The organism is Ktedonobacter sp. SOSP1-52 (genome assembly GCF_016587395.1).
Genome location: NZ_BNJH01000002.1, coordinates 1,030,639 through 1,050,884, shown reverse-complemented (window position 1 = coordinate 1,050,884; position 20,246 = coordinate 1,030,639). Strand labels below are relative to the sequence as shown.

17 protein-coding genes are annotated in these 20,246 nt (G+C 55.4%); 10 read left to right on the top strand and 7 right to left on the bottom strand.

All coding sequences use genetic code 11. From position 1 onward, the window contains the following. Positions 1-122 precede the first annotated feature (122 nt). Positions 123-1,826: a glycerol-3-phosphate dehydrogenase gene (gene glpD, locus JMJ16_RS20130; protein WP_201384378.1), complete on the top strand. Its 1,704-nt coding sequence runs from the start codon at positions 123-125 to the stop codon at positions 1,824-1,826. A 69-nt stretch (positions 1,827-1,895) separates the two neighbouring features. On the opposite strand, the gene glpK is transcribed toward glpD, so the two are convergent. Both glpK and JMJ16_RS20120 read right to left on the bottom strand, forming a co-directional pair. Beyond that, entirely contained in the window at positions 1,896-3,386 is a 1,491-nt protein-coding gene (gene glpK / locus JMJ16_RS20125; protein ID WP_201384376.1) for a glycerol kinase GlpK, read from the bottom strand. 61 nt (positions 3,387-3,447) lie between these two features. Then, on the bottom strand, positions 3,448-4,761 hold the full coding sequence (locus JMJ16_RS20120) for an RNA-guided endonuclease TnpB family protein (protein ID WP_201384374.1): 1,314 nt from the start codon (positions 4,759-4,761) through the stop codon (positions 3,448-3,450). Between the two features lie 577 nt (positions 4,762-5,338). On the opposite strand from JMJ16_RS20120, the gene JMJ16_RS20115 reads away from it, so the two are divergent. The 5 genes from JMJ16_RS20115 to JMJ16_RS20095 all read left to right on the top strand — a co-directional run bounded on the left by JMJ16_RS20115 (position 5,339) and on the right by JMJ16_RS20095 (position 10,984). Further along, complete coding sequence (locus JMJ16_RS20115; RefSeq protein ID WP_201384372.1) at positions 5,339-5,632, top strand: hypothetical protein; 294 nt, start codon at positions 5,339-5,341, stop codon at positions 5,630-5,632. Between the two features lie 138 nt (positions 5,633-5,770). Continuing rightward, positions 5,771-5,929, top strand: a complete 159-nt coding sequence (locus JMJ16_RS20110; RefSeq protein WP_201384370.1) for a hypothetical protein — start codon at positions 5,771-5,773, stop codon at positions 5,927-5,929. A gap of 87 nt (positions 5,930-6,016) precedes the next feature. Next, positions 6,017-8,185, top strand: a complete 2,169-nt coding sequence (locus JMJ16_RS20105; protein WP_201384369.1) for a WD40 repeat domain-containing serine/threonine protein kinase — start codon at positions 6,017-6,019, stop codon at positions 8,183-8,185. A gap of 48 nt (positions 8,186-8,233) precedes the next feature. Further along, complete coding sequence (locus JMJ16_RS20100; protein WP_201384368.1) at positions 8,234-10,360, top strand: WD40 repeat domain-containing serine/threonine protein kinase; 2,127 nt, start codon at positions 8,234-8,236, stop codon at positions 10,358-10,360. Between the two features lie 87 nt (positions 10,361-10,447). Then, positions 10,448-10,984, top strand: coding sequence for a fasciclin domain-containing protein (locus tag JMJ16_RS20095; protein WP_201384367.1), 537 nt, complete (start codon positions 10,448-10,450; stop codon positions 10,982-10,984). A 65-nt stretch (positions 10,985-11,049) separates the two neighbouring features. Here the strand turns inward: JMJ16_RS20095 and JMJ16_RS20090 are convergent, their stop codons facing one another. The 3 genes from JMJ16_RS20090 to JMJ16_RS20080 form a co-directional block, all read right to left on the bottom strand. After that, the gene (locus JMJ16_RS20090; RefSeq protein WP_201384366.1) at positions 11,050-12,021 is read right to left on the bottom strand and encodes a DnaJ C-terminal domain-containing protein; all 972 of its coding nucleotides are present in this window, start codon (positions 12,019-12,021) and stop codon (positions 11,050-11,052) included. Between the two features lie 187 nt (positions 12,022-12,208). Next, positions 12,209-12,871 carry a nucleotide exchange factor GrpE gene (locus JMJ16_RS20085; protein ID WP_236601688.1) on the bottom strand — a complete coding sequence of 221 codons (663 nt, stop codon included), beginning with the start codon at positions 12,869-12,871 and terminating at the stop codon, positions 12,209-12,211. 149 nt (positions 12,872-13,020) lie between these two features. Beyond that, positions 13,021-13,602: an HdeD family acid-resistance protein gene (locus JMJ16_RS20080; RefSeq protein ID WP_201384364.1), complete on the bottom strand. Its 582-nt coding sequence runs from the start codon at positions 13,600-13,602 to the stop codon at positions 13,021-13,023. A gap of 330 nt (positions 13,603-13,932) precedes the next feature. On the opposite strand from JMJ16_RS20080, the gene JMJ16_RS20075 reads away from it, so the two are divergent. The 4 genes from JMJ16_RS20075 (at position 13,933) to JMJ16_RS20060 (ending at position 18,264) form a co-directional block, all read left to right on the top strand. Then, a complete protein-coding gene (locus JMJ16_RS20075; RefSeq protein WP_201384362.1) occupies positions 13,933-14,616 on the top strand; it encodes an RNA polymerase sigma factor in 684 nt (227 codons plus the stop codon). Then, positions 14,586-16,643, top strand: a complete 2,058-nt coding sequence (locus JMJ16_RS20070) for a HEAT repeat domain-containing protein (RefSeq protein WP_201384360.1) — start codon at positions 14,586-14,588, stop codon at positions 16,641-16,643. Before JMJ16_RS20075 ends, JMJ16_RS20070 begins: the two co-directional genes overlap by 31 nt. 126 nt (positions 16,644-16,769) lie before the next feature. Next, positions 16,770-16,940, top strand: coding sequence for a hypothetical protein (locus JMJ16_RS20065; protein WP_201384358.1), 171 nt, complete (start codon positions 16,770-16,772; stop codon positions 16,938-16,940). 85 nt (positions 16,941-17,025) lie between these two features. Continuing rightward, positions 17,026-18,264, top strand: coding sequence for an ABC transporter substrate-binding protein (locus JMJ16_RS20060; protein WP_201384356.1), 1,239 nt, complete (start codon positions 17,026-17,028; stop codon positions 18,262-18,264). A 60-nt stretch (positions 18,265-18,324) separates the two neighbouring features. Here the strand turns inward: JMJ16_RS20060 and JMJ16_RS20055 are convergent, their stop codons facing one another. Both JMJ16_RS20055 and JMJ16_RS20050 read right to left on the bottom strand, forming a co-directional pair. Then, the gene (locus JMJ16_RS20055; protein WP_201384354.1) at positions 18,325-19,212 is read right to left on the bottom strand and encodes a carbohydrate ABC transporter permease; all 888 of its coding nucleotides are present in this window, start codon (positions 19,210-19,212) and stop codon (positions 18,325-18,327) included. Positions 19,213-19,245: 33 nt separating this feature from the next. Continuing rightward, positions 19,246-20,217 (bottom strand): carbohydrate ABC transporter permease, encoded by a 972-nt coding sequence (locus tag JMJ16_RS20050; RefSeq protein WP_201384352.1) that lies wholly within the window; start codon positions 20,215-20,217, stop codon positions 19,246-19,248. Between the last annotated feature and the right edge of the window lie 29 nt (positions 20,218-20,246).

Below are 20,246 nucleotides of genomic sequence, written 5' to 3'. Positions count from 1 at the left end.
GATTTGAAAAGTCCTGAGCCGAAGATAGATAAAGAAGGCTTAGGGCTTTTTTTGTTTCTCTTCTGGCGGGCTGGCATAGTAGAGATAGAGAGTTCTAAAAGAAGACTGGAGTGGAACAGGCTATGAGTACAATATCTCCTTTCACACAACTCGAAGGAGAGCTTTTCGATGTCGTTATTATTGGCGGAGGAATCGTGGGGGCGGGTATTGCACGTGACGCGGCTCTACGCGGCTTAAGAGTGGCGCTCTTTGAGAAGGACGATTTTGCCGCGGGAACCTCTTCGACCTCAACGCGCCTGATCCATGGAGGTCTGCGCTACCTGGAAATGTTCGATTTTGGCCTGGTACGCCAGGACCTGGGCGAGCGCGAGATCTTGTTACGTATTGCCCCTCACCTGGTCAATCCGCTCCGCTTTGTTGTACCAATGTGGTCACGCAGTCTATTTTATCGCGCCAGGCTCAAAATGGGCATGATCCTCTACGACCTGCTCTCCTATGATAAGAGCCTGCCGAACCATAACTTCTGGAATCGGGAAGAGGTGCTGAAGCGTGAGCCGTTGCTCAATCCTGATGGCCTGCAAGGGGCGCTGTGCTACTATGATGCGCAGGTGCCATCGACCGAGCGCCTGGTTATGGAGAACATTCTCGATGCTCGCGACCATGGCGCGCAGATCTGGAATCACACGCGGGTTGTGGGTCTGTTGCGAGAAGGAGAGGAGATTACCGGGGTCAAGGTGCGGCATGAGCGCGGTGGGGAGGAGCGTGAGGTCCGAGCACGCCTGGTTATCAACGCGGCTGGACCCTGGCTCGATAGCCTGACGGGCAAGCTGCTGCATAAGCCTAGTCACCGCGTACGCATGACCAAGGGCATTCACTTTACCTCCCCTCCCGCGAGCAACCATGCCCTGGTTCTCTTTGCGCGCAAGGATGACCGTCTCTTCTTCGTCATTCCCTGGCAGGGCTATGCCTGGGTCGGTACAACCGATACTGATTACGATGACTCGCCCGACCTGGTACGCGCCAATGGTGAAGATGTCGACTACCTGCGCGACTCGGTCGAGACGTTTCTCCCGGAGGCGCAGTGGCGCAAGATTTACTATACCACGGCTGGGCTGCGTGCCCTGGTGCGTAAGGAGGGTGTAAGCGAGTCGGCCGTCTCACGCAAGCATGCGCTGGTCGACTATGCCAAAACCAATAATCTACACGGCTACATGGCGGTGGTGGGCGGCAAGATTACGGCGTATCGCGGTATTGCGGAAGACGCCGTAGACATGGCCTGCCAGAAACTGGGGCTCTCGGCGCGAGCGCAGACCGCGAAGGTTCCTCTGCCCGGTGCGCGCCTGAGTGTTCGAACCCAGGGGCGGGACGAGAGCCTGCGCTATATGCGCGACCTGCTCTACAAAGAGAGCGAGAGCCTGAACCTACCAAATGAGCAGGTCGAACATCTCTTGAGCCTGTATGGGACGGAGGCGTTAAGCATCTTTGCCCTGCTGCGCAGGCAGCCAGAATTGGGGGAGCGTATCCATCCCGCCTACCTGGACATTGTGGCGCAGATCCATCACGCCGTTGCGCGCGAGTTCTGCGTGGACGCCGAAGACTTCCTGTTACGGCGGACAATGCTAGGTTATACTCAGGACCAGGGGCTGGCGGCCCTGCCACGTGTCCTCAAGGAGATGAGCACGCTCTGCGGCTGGCCCGAAGAGGAGCGTGCTGAGCAAGAGCAGCGCTACCAGGCTGCGGTCGCCAAGAGCCAGGCCTTCCGCCAGGAACTGAAGGAGGAGCCCGCTGCTCCAGCGATTGAGCCTGTGCAGGCTGTAGAGAGCTAAGTATCCGTAGAACAGAGAGGGGGAGAACCGTCGCGACGGTTCTCCCCCTCTCACGCAACCTCCAGCAAGCTACTGTTCCCAGTGAAGGGCGCGCTCGACGGCTTTCTTCCAGCCCATATAGAGCTTTTCGCGCTGGTCTTCACTCATGCGTGGCTCAAAGGTCTGATCAATCGCCCATTGCGCTGCGACCTCCTGGGGGCCGCCCCAGAAGTTGGTGGCGATACCAGCCAGGTAGGCGGCTCCCAGCGCGGTGGTCTCCGCGACCTTGGGACGCTGTACGGGTACGCCGAGGATATCTGCCTGGAACTGCATCAGCGTGTTATTGACCGCGGCGCCGCCATCGACGCGCAGGGCCTTAAGATCGACTCCGCTATCAGCGACCATGGCCTCCAGTACATCGCGTGTCTGGTAGCACATCGATTCCAGAGTGGCGCGGGCGATATGGCCCATCGTGGTGCCACGAGTCAGGCCGAGGATGGCGCCACGTGCGTAGGAGTCCCAGTAGGGGGCGCCCAGGCCCACGAAGGCGGGAACGAGATAGACGCCGCCATTATCCTCAACGGTATTGGCCAGGCCTTCGACATCGCCGCTGCTCTCGATCGCTTTCAGGCCGTCGCGTAGCCACTGCACGGCCGCGCCAGTGATAAAGATGCTGCCCTCAAGGGCGTAGGTGGTCTGGTTCTGCAAGCGCCAGGCGATGGTGGTCAGGAGACCATTCTTGGATTCAACAGCCTCGGAACCGGTATTCATCAGCATAAAGCTGCCGGTGCCATAGGTGTTCTTGGCCATACCGGTCTCAAAGCAGGCCTGGCCAAAGGTTGCGGCCTGCTGGTCGCCTGCGATACCCGCGATTTTAATGGGGCCACCGAAGAACTCGGGATCGGTCTCGCCGTAGACCTCGCTGGAGGGGCGCACATCGGGGAGCATGGCGCGTGGCACGCCTAGTTCTTTGAGAATGACATCGTCCCACTCTCCCTCGTGGATATTGTAGAGCAGGGTGCGCGAGGCGTTGGTAGCGTCGGTAACGTGGACTCGACCCCTGGTCAGGCGCCAGATCAGGAAGGTATCGACGTTGCCGAAGAGGACCTCGCCGTGCTCCGCCTTCTCGCGTACTCCCTCCACGTTGTCGAGAATCCACTTAACCTTGGTTCCCGAAAAATAGGCATCTGTTACCAGGCCAGTACGGGCGCGGAGCTCTTTGTCAAAGCCCTTGGCCTTGAGCTCATCACAAATAGGAGCGGTCAGGCGACTCTGCCAGACGATGGCGTTGAAAACAGGCTTGCCAGTTGCCTTCTCCCAGACGATGGCGGTCTCACGCTGGTTCGTGATACCGATTGCCGCTACGTCGGTAGAGGAGGCTCCGGCTTTTTTCAAGGCTTCCTGCGCAACGCTCAACTGACTAGACCAGATGTCCTCGGGATTATGCTCGACCAGGCCGGGAGCGGGATAGATCTGAGGAAACTCCTGCTGGGCGACGCTGACGATTGCCCCATCATGGTCAAAAACAATCGCGCGTGAGCTGGTGGTGCCCTGATCCAGTGCTAATACATACTTGGCCATACGTACAATCCTCCGTGTTCTTTGAGCAACAAACAGCAATGTAGTAGTCAGTACCCTACGGCTAAAGCCGAGGGCTTGGAGTTGTGTCTGAACTCCACCGCAATTCAGCATACCTTTTCAGGCGTGCTGCTTTGGCTTCATCGTCCGACACATCAGGGCGTACTGACAAGAGGCCCGTTCCTATCCAGTCTTGCCGGATAAGAAGCGTTCGCATCGCAATGTTTCTTGCACCAACCAGATCGGCATGGAGCGTGTACTGACAATTCTGACAGAGAAAGAGCAAGCCCTTGTGAGGACGATTCTCTTTGCAGGTATGCCCACATTTGGGGCAGGCCTGCGAGGTGTAGTTGGCATCCACCTTAATCGCCATACTTTGATGCAAGAGCGCTTTATAAGCGATCATACTGTGCAACTCTGCAAAGGACCATTTGGAAAAGGCACGATTGGCTTTGCGCTGTTTTGCACTGGCTCGCTTGCCTTTCCGTCGTTTGGTCTGCTCGCAAATATCTGTCAGATGCTCCAGCCCAATCAAGCTTTGAGAATATCGGGTAACAATCCGTTTACTCACGACATGATTGGCGTTTGCTTTCAACCGTCTCTCTCGTCCACTGATGGCAACGAGCCTTCTCGTTGCAGAACGAGTGCCTTTTTTTTGCAGACGCTTTCTCAGTCGTGCAGAGTGGTGTGATTTGGCAACCGTAGAGATGCCAGCATGGAAGGTGCAATCGCCTTGCATTGTCGCCGTGACGGCAAGGTATCGCATCCCCACATCCACGCCAACGACTTGCTTGTGTGTTTCGGGGGGAGGATCAGCCATCTCCACGTCTAGGGAGACAAGGAGGTAAAATTGCTTCTTGGCTTTGTCATACCAGAGTTTCGATGCGCCAATCTCCGTACCACGCTGGATCAATGCCACATGCTTATTGTAGCCAGTATAGGGCACAACGATACGTCCATCGAGCGTGAGAAGACTCACGTGCTGCTCTTTCTTGAACGTGTAGTCTTTCTTATACTGGTAGGTCAACGTGGGAGAGAGAAACGTGGGAGCCTGATCAAGCCCTTTATACCGTTTCTTGGTGAGACCTGCCTTACGATGAGCAGCATTGTTCTTCACCTTTGTCCAGAGGGCTTTATACGAGGCTGCAACTTGGCGAGGAACAGAACAGGCCATTTGCGAAGGGAGATGAAAACGGAGGCGGATCTCATCGTAGGTGGCATCTTGCAAACGAAGAGCATTACTCAATTTGCCATTCGCAAAGGCGTACTGGCTTACATAGTTGAGAGCATCACGATAAGCCAGTTGCGTAGAGCGTAATGCCTTGAATTGCTCGGGCGTTGTATTCAATTTGAGTTTAGCTGTTAATACCGTTTTCATACTCTAAATTATATCATAGTTTTCATCTGACCGTCAATAATACATAAGCAGATGAAAGCATGTCTGCGGCGTATTCCACCCAAGCCACCTACAAAGGAACGCCGCATTCCTCCTCATGCCTGAAAGGGCAGGGGCATCCTGCGGCGTTTTCGGTGAAAATGCGAGCAGCGGTGCCCACAGTATTCTAGCATGAGAGCATGATAGTTCCCTAATCGTCTGCGGGAGTGTCAGGGTCAGAGATGGGCATGATGAATTGCCACCGCCTGAGCGCCCGCTTGAAGTATCGCCTGGATTTGTGGATGTGTTGAAACCAGGCCAGAGCCGATGTAGGGCGCAAACTTGCGAATTGGCTTTTTCAGGCCCTTGCACATTTGTGAAACGTAGGTATGAAAATTGGTTCATCAACTGCAACCATTGGAGACGATCTATACTGATACTCGTAGGGAAAAGAGAAAAGCTGTACTACGTGAAAACACAGCTATATCTTTGACCTCACTAGCTGCTCTTGAGAGAAGCTAGTAGATTGGTTTATAACGAGAGAAGGTCCGAAGACAGTTATTGGTATGAAGGAGGCAACATGAGCGCTTCGGCGATGAAGAGGAGCATCAGTCTCTTCCTGGTCACGTGTGTGTTGGTCTTGTGTCTGCTTGTGGGAACCAAGACTCCTGCTTTGGCAGCGAGCCATGCTATGAATCTGGGAACGCATAGCACTTCTCATGTGAGCACATTATTGCACAAGGACACCTATGCCGGTCCCCCAAAAGGCACGCCAGGCCCCAAACACCACGGGAAGGGGCATCAAAAGCCACATCAAAAGCCACATAAGACTGGAGGAACGACCCATCCGCGTCAGCATAACAAAACCAAGTGATGTGTGGATAACGATGGCGAATTGCCTCATTAGTACATTCTACCCGCCTGATCGCCCGCCCAGGAGATCCGAAGGCGGGTTTATTTTGTGCTTAGACCAGGAACAAGGTGTGTGGCGTTTCCCAGGGAGTGAGAAAAGATGGCGCAGCGTGGCGAGGTGCAAAATATCATACGCCAGGATAGCGCTGTGATTAGCCATGTCCGCGCCGTGCTAGCACTGCCATATCTGCCCTATGCGCCAGCAGTACCCTCACCCTCTGGTGGCGGACATAAGAAGAGAAATTCCTTCATGATGTGATGGATGTCATATACAAACTATTTCTAAATATGCTATGGTAGACGCTATAGACAGGTTAAGCCCCGTTAATGAGAGAGTCGTATATTTATGGAAATGTATGGAACAGGCAACGCTGGGCTGGTGGGTAAGCACCTTGGTAACTATCGCTTGACACAATTGCTGGGGCGTGGAAGTTTTGCCGAGGTGTACCTGGCCGAGCATCGTCACCTGAAGATGCAGGCCGCGATCAAAGTACTGCATACGCATATCCAGGAGCGCGAAGCGGAGGCTTTCTATGCTGAGGCACGCACCCTGGCGCAACTGGAGCACCCCAACATTATTCGCGTGCTGGAGGGTGGCATCGATGGAGATGTCCCCTATCTCGTGATGGCCTATGCTCCAAATGGAACCTTGCAGCAGCGCTATCGTCTAGGGCAATGCTATGAACCCCATGTTATTTTGCCGCATGTCATACAGATCGCGGACGCCTTATCCTATGCACATCAGCGGCGTATCGTCCATCGTGATATGAAGCCGGAGAACGTCCTGCTGGGCGCGGCTCATGAGGCACTCTTGAGTGATTTTGGCCTGGCTGTTACTGCGCATCATACACACTCGCAGCATAGAGAGGCCTTCGCTGGCTCGATCAACTACATGGCGCCGGAGGTCATTCAAGGCCATCCGCGTCCCGTCAGCGATCAGTATGCGCTGGCGGCGATTATGTATACCTGGCTGAGCGGGAAGCCGCTCTTCGTAGGAACCTTCCGCGAGGTTCTCTCCCAGCATCTCACGCAGGCCCCAACCTCTCTGACCACGCTGCTGCCAGATATACATCCAGGCGTTGCTCACGTCATAGAACGGGCGTTGGCAAAGGACCCTCATCAGCGTTTCCCCGACATCCGCAGCTTCGCACGCGCCTTTGAGCAGGCATGCCTGGGAGAACCCGGGCCATATGAAGCTGGCTACCAGGCTCAACCCGGCATAGTGGAGCGCGAGCGCGTCGTGGAAATACCGACCGGGGACGAGGCCTTGTCCACGAGGCAGATCGAAGCGGAGACGCAGCGCATACCAGAAAGCACTCGTCGTGTCTCGCGACGCGCGGTAGTGGGGAGTATCGCGCTAGGGGCGGGCATTATTGCTGTAGGCGGAGGCGCCGCCTGGTGGATCTTGAGGCGACCAGAAGCGGCGCAGAGTACGCCGAAGAAGTCACCGGCACCGACACATAGTCCAGCGCAGAAGCCACTGCCTCCCTTTGGAACGCGCCTGCTCACCTTCAATGGACATGATATTCATAACGATCCCCAGCAGGCCGGGAGCTATAACACCATCACCGCTTTGGGCTGGTCGCCTGATGGAAGGCTGATAGCTTCCGCTGATCTCAACCGTGTCCTGGTATGGGACGCCGGACAGGGGAAGTTGAGCGCGCAACCGTGGGAGCAGTTGGGAAGCATTACCCGCCTCAACTGGCGCGACAACGACACTCTTGTCTCCGTCAATGGACAACAGGCGGGCGCAGCACCAGGCTCGAGCAAGCTGGGGGTGCGTGTATGGAAGGCGCATAGTGGCGTCGTGCAAGCCACCTATCAGAGTGGAGAGAACACCATTCCTATAGCCGTTTCTCCCGATGGCAAGTCCGTCCTGGGGATGAAGAACGTATCGGACCAGGAGAATGCCTCCAATCTTGGAAATCTGCTTGTGTGGGACCTGGTCACGGGGGAGACGCAGACAACTCATCCTGGTTTGCACGTGCTCTCGAACGTTGATGCCGCCTGGTCTGCCGATGGAAAATATATTGCCACTGCTTTTAGTATGGGTGGCAGTGCAGGCGATGTTGATATCGCGCTACTTGGTATTATGACCTGGAGGCGAGATAACGGCAGCGACCTGGTGAGCAATCCCTCGGGAGAGCACGATGCGTTGCATATCGCGTGGCAGCCCGGCGGGCGATTGGTGGCAACAGGGTATATCGAGGGGCATGTGCGCGTTTGGGATGCGTTTAGCGGCGCGCAGCAGGAGGTTTTTCAGGCGGGCCAGCATGGAGAGAGCATACTGGCCCTGGCCTGGTCGCCTGATGGCACGCGGCTGGCTGCCTCTATTGGTTCGTTACAGGCGCAGGGGTATGTCTCCAATGTGCAGGTCTGGGATATCGTGCGGAGAAGGCTCTTGGGTTCCTATGCAAAGCATACAGATTATGTGCGTGCAATAGCCTGGTCGCCGGATAGCACGCGTATCGCCTCCACGGATGGAAGCGTTGTGCATATCTGGCAGGCGGAATAAGGCCAGCCACAGGTAGGGCCATGAAAAGGTTTGGAGCAGCAAGAAGTTATGAGCGACTATAGCGGGCGACAAGTTGGGAACTATCACCTGACCAGGCTGTTGGGGAAGGGTGGCTTTGCCTCAGTGTATCTGGGTGAGCATCGCTACCTGGGGAGCCAGGCCGCGGTCAAGGTTATGCCTACCACCCTGACAAAAGAGAACAGGGAACTCTTCCTGCAGGAGGCGCGAGTACTGGCGCAGTTGAACTACCCTGGGATTGTGCGTATCCTGGAATTTGGTATCGATGAAGCGAGCGAGTCGACGTACCTGGCGATGCAGTATGCTCCCAGGGGCACCACGCGCACCCTCTATCCCCGGGGGACGTGCCCACCGTTGAAGGTGATAGCATCCTATATCGCGCAGGTCGCCTCCTCCTTACAGTACGCACATGAGCATAAAATTGTGCATCGCGATATCAAGCCGGAGAATCTGCTGATAGATCGAGAAGGACAGGTGCTACTCAGTGATTTTGGCATTGCCATGATTGCCAATAGTGTACGTGAAGAGCGTGCGCAGGATACGATTGCAGGTACAATTTTCTATATGGCGCCCGAGCAGTTACAAGGGAAGCCCGGTGCCGCCAGCGACCAGTATGCGCTCGGTATCGTAGCGTACGAGTGGCTCTGTGGCCAGACCCCCTTCATAGGTTCTACCTCCGAGGTGCTGGCGCAACACCTGCTCACCCCTCCTTATCCGTTGCGTTATTATCAGCCAGATTTCCCTGACGAACTGGAGCAGGTTGTCCTGCGTGCGCTGACGAAAGAGCCGGAGAAGCGTTTCCCTTCCGTACTGGCCTTTGCCCAGGCCTTTACCCAGGCTAGTGCCGCTGTGAGCGCGCCCGATATTGTCCACGGAGGGGATAGAGGTGTGCGTGAGCGAACTTCTAGAGACTATGGAACCCTGTTTGGGGCTTCGAGGACGCTACAGGCTCCTGCCTCTGAGCAGCTAGCGGTGGCGCTGCAAGTGACCGAAAGGCGCCAGCAGCAGATACAGATATCTGTGCCACTGGAGAAGCCTGCTCCTCCCACCACACCTCGCCTGTCGCGGCGTGCCTTGCTGGCAGGAGGTGTTAGCGTAGCAGGCGTTGCGGGTTTGGGCGCCCTGGGGAGTTCCTGGTTCTGGCGGAAAGCGCCCCCGGTGGTTATGGGGGATGAAATCGCTGTCTATCGCCGGGCGCACCAGAAGGTTGGCTATGTCGCCTGGCTCCCTGATAGCAAGCGTGTGCTGACCTTTCTCGATGATACCGATGCCTATCTATGGGATGCCCAGACCGGCGCGAACGAGCAATGGCTGTATCCAGGTGCCAGGCTGTATGGGACCACGCTCTTAAAAAACATCTGCCTGGCTCCGGATGGAAGACAGTACGCCCTGGCAACAGATAGGGGTCTGCTCCTGGGCCATCTCAACGCCGACACCTATGAGACATTAGCCACACGCAATTATCTTCTGAATATGTACTGGTCGCCTGGGGGCGACTTTCTGGTCCTGGTCACCAGCAATGGGCTTGAGATATGGGATGTGCGCCAGAAGAAACAGGTCTATATAGACAACACGGTCAAGTTTCCCCAGGGCCAGCTTGCCTATATGCTGCAATGGGAACCCGGTGGGCGCGCAATCGCCTCATTAACACAGAGTAGTGACGCGCGCGGCGAGAATTTTCGCGAGTTAGTGAGCCTGTGGAGCACTCAATCTGGGGCGTACGGCAAGGTGCAGGCCCTCTTCACCCGTGCAGATGTGGATGCGCAGGCCCTGGCCTGGTCGCCGGATGGTACGATGCTGGCGGTCTCGTATCAAAATGCGGATGTACAGGTATGGGATGTGGCGCGCCAGCGAGTTGTGTTTGCCTGCGCACCAGCCTTGAAGGGACCCCAGGTGTTAGCCTGGTCACCAGATGGGCGCTACCTGTTAGGGGCGCGGGACTATGCCAGCAAAGACACCAATCTCTATGTCTGGCAAATGCAAGGGGGAGCGCAGCGAGGCAAACTGGTCAAAGTCTATCGCGGGCATACACAACCCATTTGTTCTGCTTCCTGGTCACCAGATAGCCGCATGCTGCTCAGTGGCAGCGGCCTGGACGAAGGGTTTTCCACAACCAAGGGTGACGCCACGGCCCGCGTCTGGCGCGCTCCCAGCTAGTCTTCTGCCGAGAAACGTTTCTCCTTCGCTCTTCGTGATCTCGATACATGCATCTTCACCCCTTTTCACACGAAGAGAGAAAAACTTATGGAGCGGATCATCGATATTCTTGAAGAGCGAAGTTACCCCTATACCTTTCATGACCTGGACGCGTTAGTGCGCGCAGTTGGCCTGGAGTATCTCTTGCAGGAGGATACACAGATCACCCTATTCGCGCCGCATGACCAGGCTTTGAATGAGCTGAAGGATGTGAACGAGTTTGATTTGTTGAGGCACCTCAGCAAGCTCAAGTATTTGCTTGATTACCATATCGTGCCCGATCGTATCTCGCTTGCGGATTTGCGCCGGGAGGCGGAGCAGAGTCACTCTACTACGATTCAGCTTCAGACCCGCACAGGCCGTCTCCTGACGATTGATATGCGCAATCCCATGCGGGTAGGTGGCGTCCCCGTTCTGGAGGCAGACCTCTTCGCTTCAAATGGGGTCATTCATACACTGGATGGTCTGCTGATGCCGCCTGACCTGGATCTGAAGGAGTTTTTGCAGCCAGGGGGGCGGCACTGGGCCTCGGTCTATAATCCCGATGAATTGATGCGGCACACGGCGCAGGGACCAGAGGCGTGAGAAGAGGTTACAGATGTGATGAGCTGGAGCTGCTTTAGCAGCTCCAGCTCATCACATCTGTAAGTTTAGTGAAGTGAGTCCGCGAAGGCCTGGAAGAGGCGCTTCTGCTCCTCATTCAGCTTGGGCGGGAGCTGGACGCGTACCTCCGCATAGAGGTCGCCGCGCTCATCGCCTTTGCCCACACGTGGCATGCCCTTCCCACGCAGGCGGAAGGATTGCCCATTGGCCGTTCCCTCAGGGATGCGCAGCAGGAGGCGTTTTCCGTCGGGTGTGGGAACCTGGACCTCGCCGCCCAGGATCGCATTCTTGAGCGGAACATCGATCACTGTGCGTAGGGTCGCGCCCTCGCGCACAAACTGTGCGTCGGGACGCAGGCGAATGTTGAGGTAGAGATCGCCACCGTCCAGGCCCTGTTTGGCGATGCGAATGCGCCCACCCTCGTTGACCCCTGCGGGTATCTTGACCTCAAGACGCCGGGTGCTGCCGTCAGGTGCGGCGAGTTGCAGGGTGCGCGTAGTGCCCTGATACGCTTCGGCGAGCGTGACCTCTACCTCTGTCTCGACATCCTGGCCGTGGGTCTGGGCGACGCGCCCACGTTGAGCACCACGCTGGCTACGTACATTGCCGAAGGGACTACCTCCCCCCTGGCCACCAAAGCCAGAGTGGAAGAAGGTCTCAAAGAAGTCCGAGAAGGGCGATTGACCACCAAAGAGATCGGACAGGTCCTCCTCGCTGACTGTGCGATAGCGATAGTTGCCACCGCTAAAATTGCTGGCTCCGCCACCTGCCCCAGGCCAGGTTCCATACTGCTGATAATAATCGCTGAGTTCGTCGTATTTCTTGCGTTTCTCAGGATCGGCCAGCACCTCATATGCCTCATTGATCTCTTTGAACTTCTCTTCCGCTTCCTTGTTATTAGGATTGAGATCGGGATGATACTGGCGCGCTAGCTTACGAAATGCCTTACGAATCGCATCCTTATCGGCGTCTTTGCTGACACCAAGTACTTTGTAATAATCTTTATAATCAACTGCCATCGATCGGTTCTCCTACGCTGCTAGTTATTGTGCGAAAAATACAAGGACCTTCAAGCGCTAGAGCGGTGAAGAGCGTGGGTCCATAGCCTGAAGACAGGAGAGCACATGAATTTCTGGCTCTCCTGTTCCAGGACTGCTAGCAGTCTCTTCTAGAGAATGATAACATATTTTGGGCAAAATTTATTCTCTACTGGTTCGCGTTCTGTTCTCCTGATGGAGCGGGGCCTGCCACTGTGACCTGGGCTGGCCGGATGACGCGTTCGCCAAAGACATAGCCTGGGCGATAGACCTGGGCGACCGTTCCTTCTGGAAGATCGGGGCGTGGCTCTTTCATCAAGGCCTCATGCCAGTGAGGATTGAAAAGTTCACCTGGCATGCCGACCTGGCGTACACCCAGTTGCTGGAGAGCTGAGACCAATTGGCGCGAAGTGAGCTGGATGCCTTGCGCCCAGGGATGCTGGGTCAGTTCAGGTGGGACAGCCATCAGGGCGCGCCCCAGGTCATCGAGCACGGGAAGGATATGTTCAATGATCTGGGCCTGGGCTTGCAGGCGTCCCTCGGACTGCTCCTGGGTCACGCGCCGCTTATAGTTAATAAAGTCGGCTTGCAGGCGTTGGGTCATGCTCAGATACTCGCCTGCCTGGCGCTGAGCCTCAGTAAGTTCGCGTTCGAGGGTCGCGACATCCCCTTCCTCATTGCCTGGCATAGCTTGCTGAGCCTGAACTTGTTGGCTATTGACTGCTTCAGTGCGCATGGTTGGCTGGTCTGAGACATCCTGCGGGACGACCTGTTCCTCAGCAGGGGTATAGTCGGGCTGCTGTTGTGGATTGCCAAATGGTTGCTGTGGCATACTCACTGCTAAAAATCTCCTTTAGGATCTTATTCCGAAACCCAACGTCACTGGCGTGACTAGCGCTTTGCGCTCAGGGTTTTCGGATCAGAAGTAGGTAAAAAATCCCTGGTACAATAAAAGATAAAATACGGTGCCTCTATGCCTGGCTAGACGGTGCCAGGCATAGAGGGATGAGGCTCGCGATGTTGAAACGCACGCACGAACAGGGTAAAGCCCCACGCAATGGCGTAGATGCCGATGAGCCAGACGAGCGTGAGGAGTCCAGCTCGCGGCTGGGCAATAAGCAAGATACCCAGCACGATAGAGAGCACGCCCGCGATACCCATTGCCCATTCACGCCTGACTGGTGCGCGTCCCGAAAAAGCGCTCACAAGCTCCAGAATACCTGTGAGAATGGCCCAGGTCGCGACAAGGAACAGGAGTGCCAGCGCGGTCACGCCGGGCAAGGCAAAGGCGGCGATACCGATGATGATGCCAAAGATGCCCTCCAGCAGAATGATCCACCAGTAGCTTGTCAGATGGCGCAGCTGCACCGAGGCAACGGCGGCAAGGATGCCATCAACGATAGCGAACGCTCCGAACAGGTAGACCAGGATAAGCAGTGTTCGACCCGGCCATAAGAGTGCTGCAATGCCAAAGATGATAGCGACGACACCACGTATGGCCATAAGCCAGGTGGACCCCGTCGTGCCATACGCACCCTGGCAGAAATCGTCTGTTCGTTGCATGCGTGTTCCTCCTCACTACGTATAATACTGTATTTAGTGCTTGGAGCGAGACAGCCCTGAACCAAAAAGGAGGGCCTCTCCTACTAGCATGACGCATAGGTGAAAGCCCGACTGAAGCATTGAATCCATTTGTGAATTCGTTTTGCTACTTTCATTAGTGTATATACCTGGACTCGCTCTCATCCCCTCCTGCTTGTGCTATCATACATAAAGAAGACATGCCCTTTTTGAGGAGACGTGCCGGATTGATGGTGCTAATTGTAACCATTGGCTGAATGCTTGTGTTGTAGTTGGTAGAGAAAAATATAAAGAGCATGGTTAAAAAGAGCTATGAAACCGGCAGGAGAAAATTTGCTGGCTCTATTCGCCGATGACGTCGAACGGTACTATGAAGAACTGGTTGTGCTCTACTGGCACCAGCTCTGTGCCTTCGTGTACCGGCGGGTAGGGAGCATGCAAGATGCGGAAGATATCGTACAGGAGGCCTTTTTGCGTGCCTATATGGCTCTGGAGACTTATTCTCCAGAGCGTATACAGATGCTAAAAGCGCGTGCCTGGCTCTATAAGATTACCTGGAATGTCTATTGCAACTATACCGGGCGTGTGAAAGCGCCCCCATCCATTTATCTCGATACTTCAGATGAGAGCCCGCATCTTGAGCGCGAGGATGAGCTTAATGCACAGCCGGAGCGAGCCTTTGAACTCGCTGAGAGTCGGCAGGAACTGGAGCTACTGGTCGCGCTCTTGCCGGCGCATTATCGCGACGTGGTGAGTCTGTATTTTTTTGAGGACTTGACGTACCAGGAGATCGCGGATGTGCTTGAGCAGCCCCTGGGGACGGTGAAGGTGTATGTGCATAGGGGCGTTAAGCTCTTGCGCAAGACCTTTGAAGAGGCGCGCCCCGGTATTCCTACAGATTCAGCCGAACCGGTGAAAAAAGTCACGAAGAGCAAAAATGAGGGGAAACCAAAGAAAGCAAGCCAATGGAGTTTGATGCCTACCGATCACAACTAAATCGTGACAAGCAGGAGCCTGCATCAGTCCCATCCACACCTCTGGATAGTGCTTCTGCCCCACCTGAGCCACCAGTGCTCGCGCACCTGGGTCTGGGGAAGGTGCGTCAACAGGCGCGCGCCCTCTCGCATGACCAGCTATGCGCCGCCCTTCAGCAGGAGAACTGGCAGCAAAAGGTAATGGCCTTGCGAGAACTGGCGCGCAGGCAGGAAGATATCGCGCCAGAGGTACTGCTAGCTGCCTTACATGATGAGCATGAGGCTGTGCGCGCGGCGGCTGTGCGAGCGTTGGGTAGTAGAGGAGAGCGGGCATCGGTGTCTATCCTAGCCGAAGCTTTGCGCGATGAGCAGTGGCAGGTTCGAGCAGAGGCGGCCCGCGCCCTGGGCAAGCAAGGCCAGCGTGCTCCTCTCGATCTCCTCTGTAAATCCTGGCACGATACCGATCCCACGGTACGCGCGGCTGTGGTGTGGTCCCTGGGGCAAATGGGGGAGCGCGCGCTAGTAAATATCCTGGTCGAAGGGCTTACTGATGAGTCCAATCTTGTACGTGAAGCCGCTATTCAGGCCCTGGGCGAATTAAACGAACAGGTTTCCCTGGAGCCTTTTGTGCGTGCGCAACTGGATCAGGCAGATCATGAGCGCGGGTCGGAAGATGGAGCGCTCAAGCGGCATATCGCACAAACGCCCTCTGCCTCATCCACGAATACCGATTTGCTATTGCTCCCGCTTACTGATCCTGCCTTATCGCTTGAACAGACCGGGACACCTGGCGCTCAGTCGGACAATAGTGAAGGTCTCTCTACTGGTGTCGTGGAAGCTGAACAGGTGGTTGATGATGTGCCACAGGAGCAAGTGTCACGCCCAGTGTGGGGAACAGGTGCGGAGAGACGGGGTGGGCGAGCCCACGCGAAATACCGGGAGCGTGCGCCACGCAGTGCGACGCCCTGGCAGCAGTGGGGAGGACGCCTGCTCGCGGTTGCCCTCTTGTTTTTCCTCATTGGAGGCTGGCTCTCCCTACGCTCGTGGACGCATCCCCCCGCTGCTGGAGTGGGGCGCACCGAGACCTACTTTAGCTATGTCAATGCGCGCAGTATTGAGAAGGTCTCCTGGGCGCCGAACGCGTATCGAGGTGCGCGCCATGGGCAGCGCCTGCTGGCCTTCGCAGACGAGGCAGGCTATATCCAGGTCTGTGATGTTACGCGCCAGGTCTGTGATAAGAGTTTTGGCGTCTTTGGATCTGTGCTCGCGATGCAGTGGAGCCAGGATGGTCTCACCATCGTTGACCTTAACCTGAATCAACAGCTTGTCGTGACGCGCATCTTTGTGAACTATCAGGGCAGCGATGCGCAAAGTAACTATACGCTGCCAGGAGAGGCAAGCCGGTATTCCGTCGCCACGCTTTCACGCGATGGCAATACTATCGCACTTGCACTGAACAACAATGATAGTGTGACAGGCGCCCGAGTAAGGGTACAGCTCTGGCACTGGAATAGTCGCACGCCCTTTACAACCTATCCCACGCTCAATCGCCGTGTGACCGCCCTTGCCTTTTCGGATGATGCCGCTATGCTGGCCATTGCCAGTAGTACGCCTGAGATGGTAAACAACGGTAACACGCTGGAGATCGTGGGGCATGGTATATTGCTTCCAGTTGGGACGGCCTATCCTACCTATGCCCTCGATTCGCTGGCCTGGTCGCCTGATAGCATGTATCTTATCGGGACAAACGGCCAGGATGGGGCTAAACGGTGGTTGTTGAAGCAATTTGCTGCCGATGGCATTGTGCTGGTGAATGGCAAAGCCTCGGTTGTTAGCGCCTGGTCTCCTTTACAGAGCACAAATGTCCTCCGTTTTGCCACGGCGAGCAGCGATGGCAGTATTCAAGTATGCGATCCCTCGGGGTGCGCGGGTGGCTCATTTGAGCAGCATAAACACATTGTCACAGACGTAGCCTGGTCCCCCGATGGCTTGCAGGTCGCCTCCGTTGACGAGAATGGCACGCTGTTTGTATGGGGCGTCAAAAAATGAGTTTGATCCTCTCCCAGAAGGCTAGAGAGACGGGTCGATAGGCGCCTGTCTCTTTTGCTTTTTACCCCGATTTGAACGTCTTTTGTGATATGGTAGTGCCTATTGACAGGGGAATGTGGGTTGCGTATGATGCTGTGTAGATTGGTAGCGGCGAATATAATGTGTCTCAATAGCCCAGATCGCGACGAAGCGAGTAGTCCTATTGGCCGTGTGGCACCGGTGGAGGTACAGTATGAGACGCGTGATTACTCCTTTGCTCCTGTGCATGATGGTAATGATGCTGGCATGTACTGGTAGTAGCACAGGAGAAAGCGGGAATGAAGGTTCTCAGGGGGGCGGCAGGGAGAGCGGTCAGTACTCCTTGAGGAGTGGCGACCCCTTTATGGAGTGCCCACAACAGACAAACACTCAAGTGACGCTCCCAGTGCAAGGAAAGATTACATTGACCGTGGCCTACTGGTCGTCTTCGCCAGCCGAGGATGCGCTTGTGGAAGCCAATCTACAGCAATTTCAGCGCCTGCACCCGAATATCCTTATCAAGAAAGAACTCATTCGCGGGGACTATAGTAGCGCGATTCAAGCTGATCTCAAGCGTGGTCAGATGCCGGACGTCTTTTATTTGCAGCCGCGCATGGCCAATATTTATATCAGTCAGGGCGTCTTGCTCAATCTCTCTCCCTACATGGCGCGTGACAAGGTTGCCGCCACTGATTTTTATCCAGGATTAATCAGTTCATTTAGTTGTAAGCGTGGACAGGTCTATGGTCTGCCCAAGGACTGGAATGCGCTTGGTGTCTTCTATAATAAGCGCCTCTTCGCAGCCGCCCATCTTCCAGAGCCAGGCCCGAATTGGACGTGGCAGGACTTGCGTACAACCGCTCAGAAGCTAACAAGCGTAGACGCCCAGGGGAGAGCGCAGACATATGGCCTGACGCTCCAGCTTGACTCCTCGCGCTGGCTGGCCTTTCTCCTCGCGAACGGCGGCTCGGTGCTTAGTCCTGATGGCACGCGCGCCACCTTTAATAGTAAGGCCGGGGTCGAGGCGATGAATTACTATACCAGCTTTATGCGCCAGGATGCCTCTTCTACGCTGCCAACCGCGCTTGTGCCGGCGACGGCCCAGGAAGAGTTTGACGCCTTTGGCATGGGACACTCGGCGATGGTCATTGAAGGCGGCTGGCTTGTGACCTATATGCAGCAGAACTATCCTCAGACAGACTACGGCATCGCGCCTCTTCCCAAAGGTCCAGGTGGTAAGCAGGCCAACTTGATTTACACCAATGCCTGGGCCGCATCCGTCCAGAGCAAGCATCCAGAAGCCTCCTGGGAATTGATTCACTACATGACCGGGCAGGATGTACAGCGTAGCCAACTCCAGGCTGGCTTCGCGCTGCCAACATTGAAGAATATGAATATAAATGCATACCTTCAGGCACACCCTAAGATTAACGTCTTGTTTGAAGGTGCCAACTACGGCTACCTGGATAACTTTGGTAAGTATGACCAGTATATTCACGACCGACTCAATCTGGCCATTCAAAGCGTCCTCTTTAGTCAGACTAGTTCTCAAGCGGCTCTGAACCGGGCGGCAATGCAGGTCAACCAGATTTTAAGCCCATAAATCAGGTGAAAGTATGAAAAGCCTGTTGCGCATTTTGCGCAACAGGCTTTTCATACTTTCTTACCCTTTGACGGCGGCACTGGTGGCGCCTTCGATGAAGTAACGCTGGAAGATAAAGAAGAGGATGAACATGGGGATGGTATTAAACATCGAGCCTGCGATAAGCAGGTTGTACTCGGTATAGTAGGCACTTTTATAGAAGAACATGCCCAGAGGTAGGGTATACATATTGCGGCTATTGAGAACAAGCAGGGGCCAGAGGAAATCGTTCCAGGCGCCCTGGAAGCTGATGATAGCGACCGCGATCAGTGCGGGCTTCACAAGAGGCAGGATGACCTGTGTAAAGATGGTCCAGCGCGACGCGCCATCTAGCATGGCCGATTCCTCTAGCTCGCGTGGCAGGCTCTTCATAAACTGAACCATTAGAAAGACCGCGAAGGGCTGGGCCATAACAGGGAGGATCAGTGCGAAGTAGGTATTTACGAGATGCACGCTATTCATGATCAAAAACTTGGGGATAATCGTGATTGGGGCGGGAATCATCATCACGGCCAGCGTCGCCAGAAAGATGACCTCGCGCCCACGGAACTTGAGACGCGAGAGGGCATAACCAGCCATAGCCGAGAAGAGCACATCTAGCGCGGCCACACTCACCGCGTAAATGCCCGAATTGAGGATCCAGCGTAAGAAGTCGGGATCGCTGATTAGGCGGGCGAAGTTATCGTAGGTCACCGGGTTAGGCAGCAGTGTTGGAGGGTAATCCAGAATATGCGAGAAGGTCTTGAAGGATGACAGGAAGGTAAAAATGAAGGGACCGAGTGATGTAATCGTAAACACGAGAAGCATCGCATAGAGAAAGACATTGTACCAGCGAAATGGCCTGCGTGGCTTCTCGCTCTCTTGCTGGCTGGTATCGAGTGGTTTGCTGATTGTCTGGGCCTGAGCCATAGCAATTCTCCTTCTTCCAACCGGTGATTTGGCCTAGTTATTGACGTCGATCAGGCGGCGCTGAACTATGGTCACAATGAAGATGACAACGAAGAGCAGCACGGACATGGATGCCGCGAGACCAAAGTTATTATCTTTAAAGGCCGCGTTATAAATCTCAAGCACCGGCGTCAGGGTAGAGTTGAGTGGTCCACCCTCCGTCATAAACTTGACCTGGTCGAAGAGCTGGAAGCTGCTGATGGTCCCAAGGGCCACGACCAGGAAGATGGTTGGGCGTAGCAAAGGTATTGTCAGATTGAGGAAGAGATGCCAGCGATTGGCGCCGTCGACACGTGCCGCCTCATAGAGCTCCAGGGGGAGATCCTGGATCGCGGCCAGGAAGTAGAGCATAAAGGTGGCCGAGGTCGCCCAGACATTGAGCATCATAATGGCCGGGAGCGCGAAGTTGGGGTCTTCAAGCCAGTGGGGGCCTGGCAGGCGTAGAAGCGAGAGCATGTAATTGATCAGTCCTTGGGGATTATAGAACCAGAGGAACATCAGTGAGACCGCCACTGATGAGGTCACAGCGGGAAGATAGAAGACACTGCGGAAGAGGCCACGCAGGCGGGGAGCGATAGCCTGGAGCAGAAGCGCCAGCAGTAGGCCAACAATCGTCTGCCCGATCACGACGACCACCGTATACTTCAAGACATTGATCATCGAGACCCAGAAGTCGCTATCGGCGGCGTATGAGAGCTGGTTGAAGAGATTCTGGTAGTTGCGAATGCCAACGAAGCGGGGGATGGTAAAGCCAATATCGACCTTGTAGAAGCTGAGTCCCAGGCCGTAGAGCATGGTCACCAGGTAGAAAACGATCAGGACAAATAGATATGGGAGTAGGAAGAGATAAGCGGCGACGGCGTCGCGACGGCGACCCTCAGAGGCCCCTTTAAAGCGGGGAGAGGCGGGTTTTTCCTCACCGGTAACCAGTCCTGGCGTCGCCGCAGGTTGTGGTGATGCTGCCATAGCAAAACTCCTTACACTCATTAGGGATA

Coding starts and splice junctions, on each gene's coding strand:
- glpD (WP_201384378.1), top strand. CDS start 123: ATGAGTACAATATCTCCTTTCACACAACTCGAAGGAGAGCTTTTCGAT.
- JMJ16_RS20075 (WP_201384362.1), top strand. CDS start 13,933: ATGAAACCGGCAGGAGAAAATTTGCTGGCTCTATTCGCCGATGACGTC.
- JMJ16_RS20060 (WP_201384356.1), top strand. CDS start 17,026: ATGGAGTGCCCACAACAGACAAACACTCAAGTGACGCTCCCAGTGCAA.
- JMJ16_RS20065 (WP_201384358.1), top strand. CDS start 16,770: ATGATGCTGTGTAGATTGGTAGCGGCGAATATAATGTGTCTCAATAGC.
- JMJ16_RS20110 (WP_201384370.1), top strand. CDS start 5,771: ATGGCGCAGCGTGGCGAGGTGCAAAATATCATACGCCAGGATAGCGCT.
- JMJ16_RS20095 (WP_201384367.1), top strand. CDS start 10,448: ATGGAGCGGATCATCGATATTCTTGAAGAGCGAAGTTACCCCTATACC.
- JMJ16_RS20070 (WP_201384360.1), top strand. CDS start 14,586: ATGGAGTTTGATGCCTACCGATCACAACTAAATCGTGACAAGCAGGAG.
- JMJ16_RS20100 (WP_201384368.1), top strand. CDS start 8,234: ATGAGCGACTATAGCGGGCGACAAGTTGGGAACTATCACCTGACCAGG.
- JMJ16_RS20085 (WP_236601688.1), bottom strand. CDS start 12,871: ATGCCACAGCAACCATTTGGCAATCCACAACAGCAGCCCGACTATACC.
- JMJ16_RS20055 (WP_201384354.1), bottom strand. CDS start 19,212: ATGGCTCAGGCCCAGACAATCAGCAAACCACTCGATACCAGCCAGCAA.
- JMJ16_RS20050 (WP_201384352.1), bottom strand. CDS start 20,217: ATGGCAGCATCACCACAACCTGCGGCGACGCCAGGACTGGTTACCGGT.
- JMJ16_RS20090 (WP_201384366.1), bottom strand. CDS start 12,021: ATGGCAGTTGATTATAAAGATTATTACAAAGTACTTGGTGTCAGCAAA.
- JMJ16_RS20115 (WP_201384372.1), top strand. CDS start 5,339: ATGAGCGCTTCGGCGATGAAGAGGAGCATCAGTCTCTTCCTGGTCACG.
- JMJ16_RS20105 (WP_201384369.1), top strand. CDS start 6,017: ATGGAAATGTATGGAACAGGCAACGCTGGGCTGGTGGGTAAGCACCTT.
- glpK (WP_201384376.1), bottom strand. CDS start 3,386: ATGGCCAAGTATGTATTAGCACTGGATCAGGGCACCACCAGCTCACGC.
- JMJ16_RS20120 (WP_201384374.1), bottom strand. CDS start 4,761: ATGAAAACGGTATTAACAGCTAAACTCAAATTGAATACAACGCCCGAG.
- JMJ16_RS20080 (WP_201384364.1), bottom strand. CDS start 13,602: ATGCAACGAACAGACGATTTCTGCCAGGGTGCGTATGGCACGACGGGG.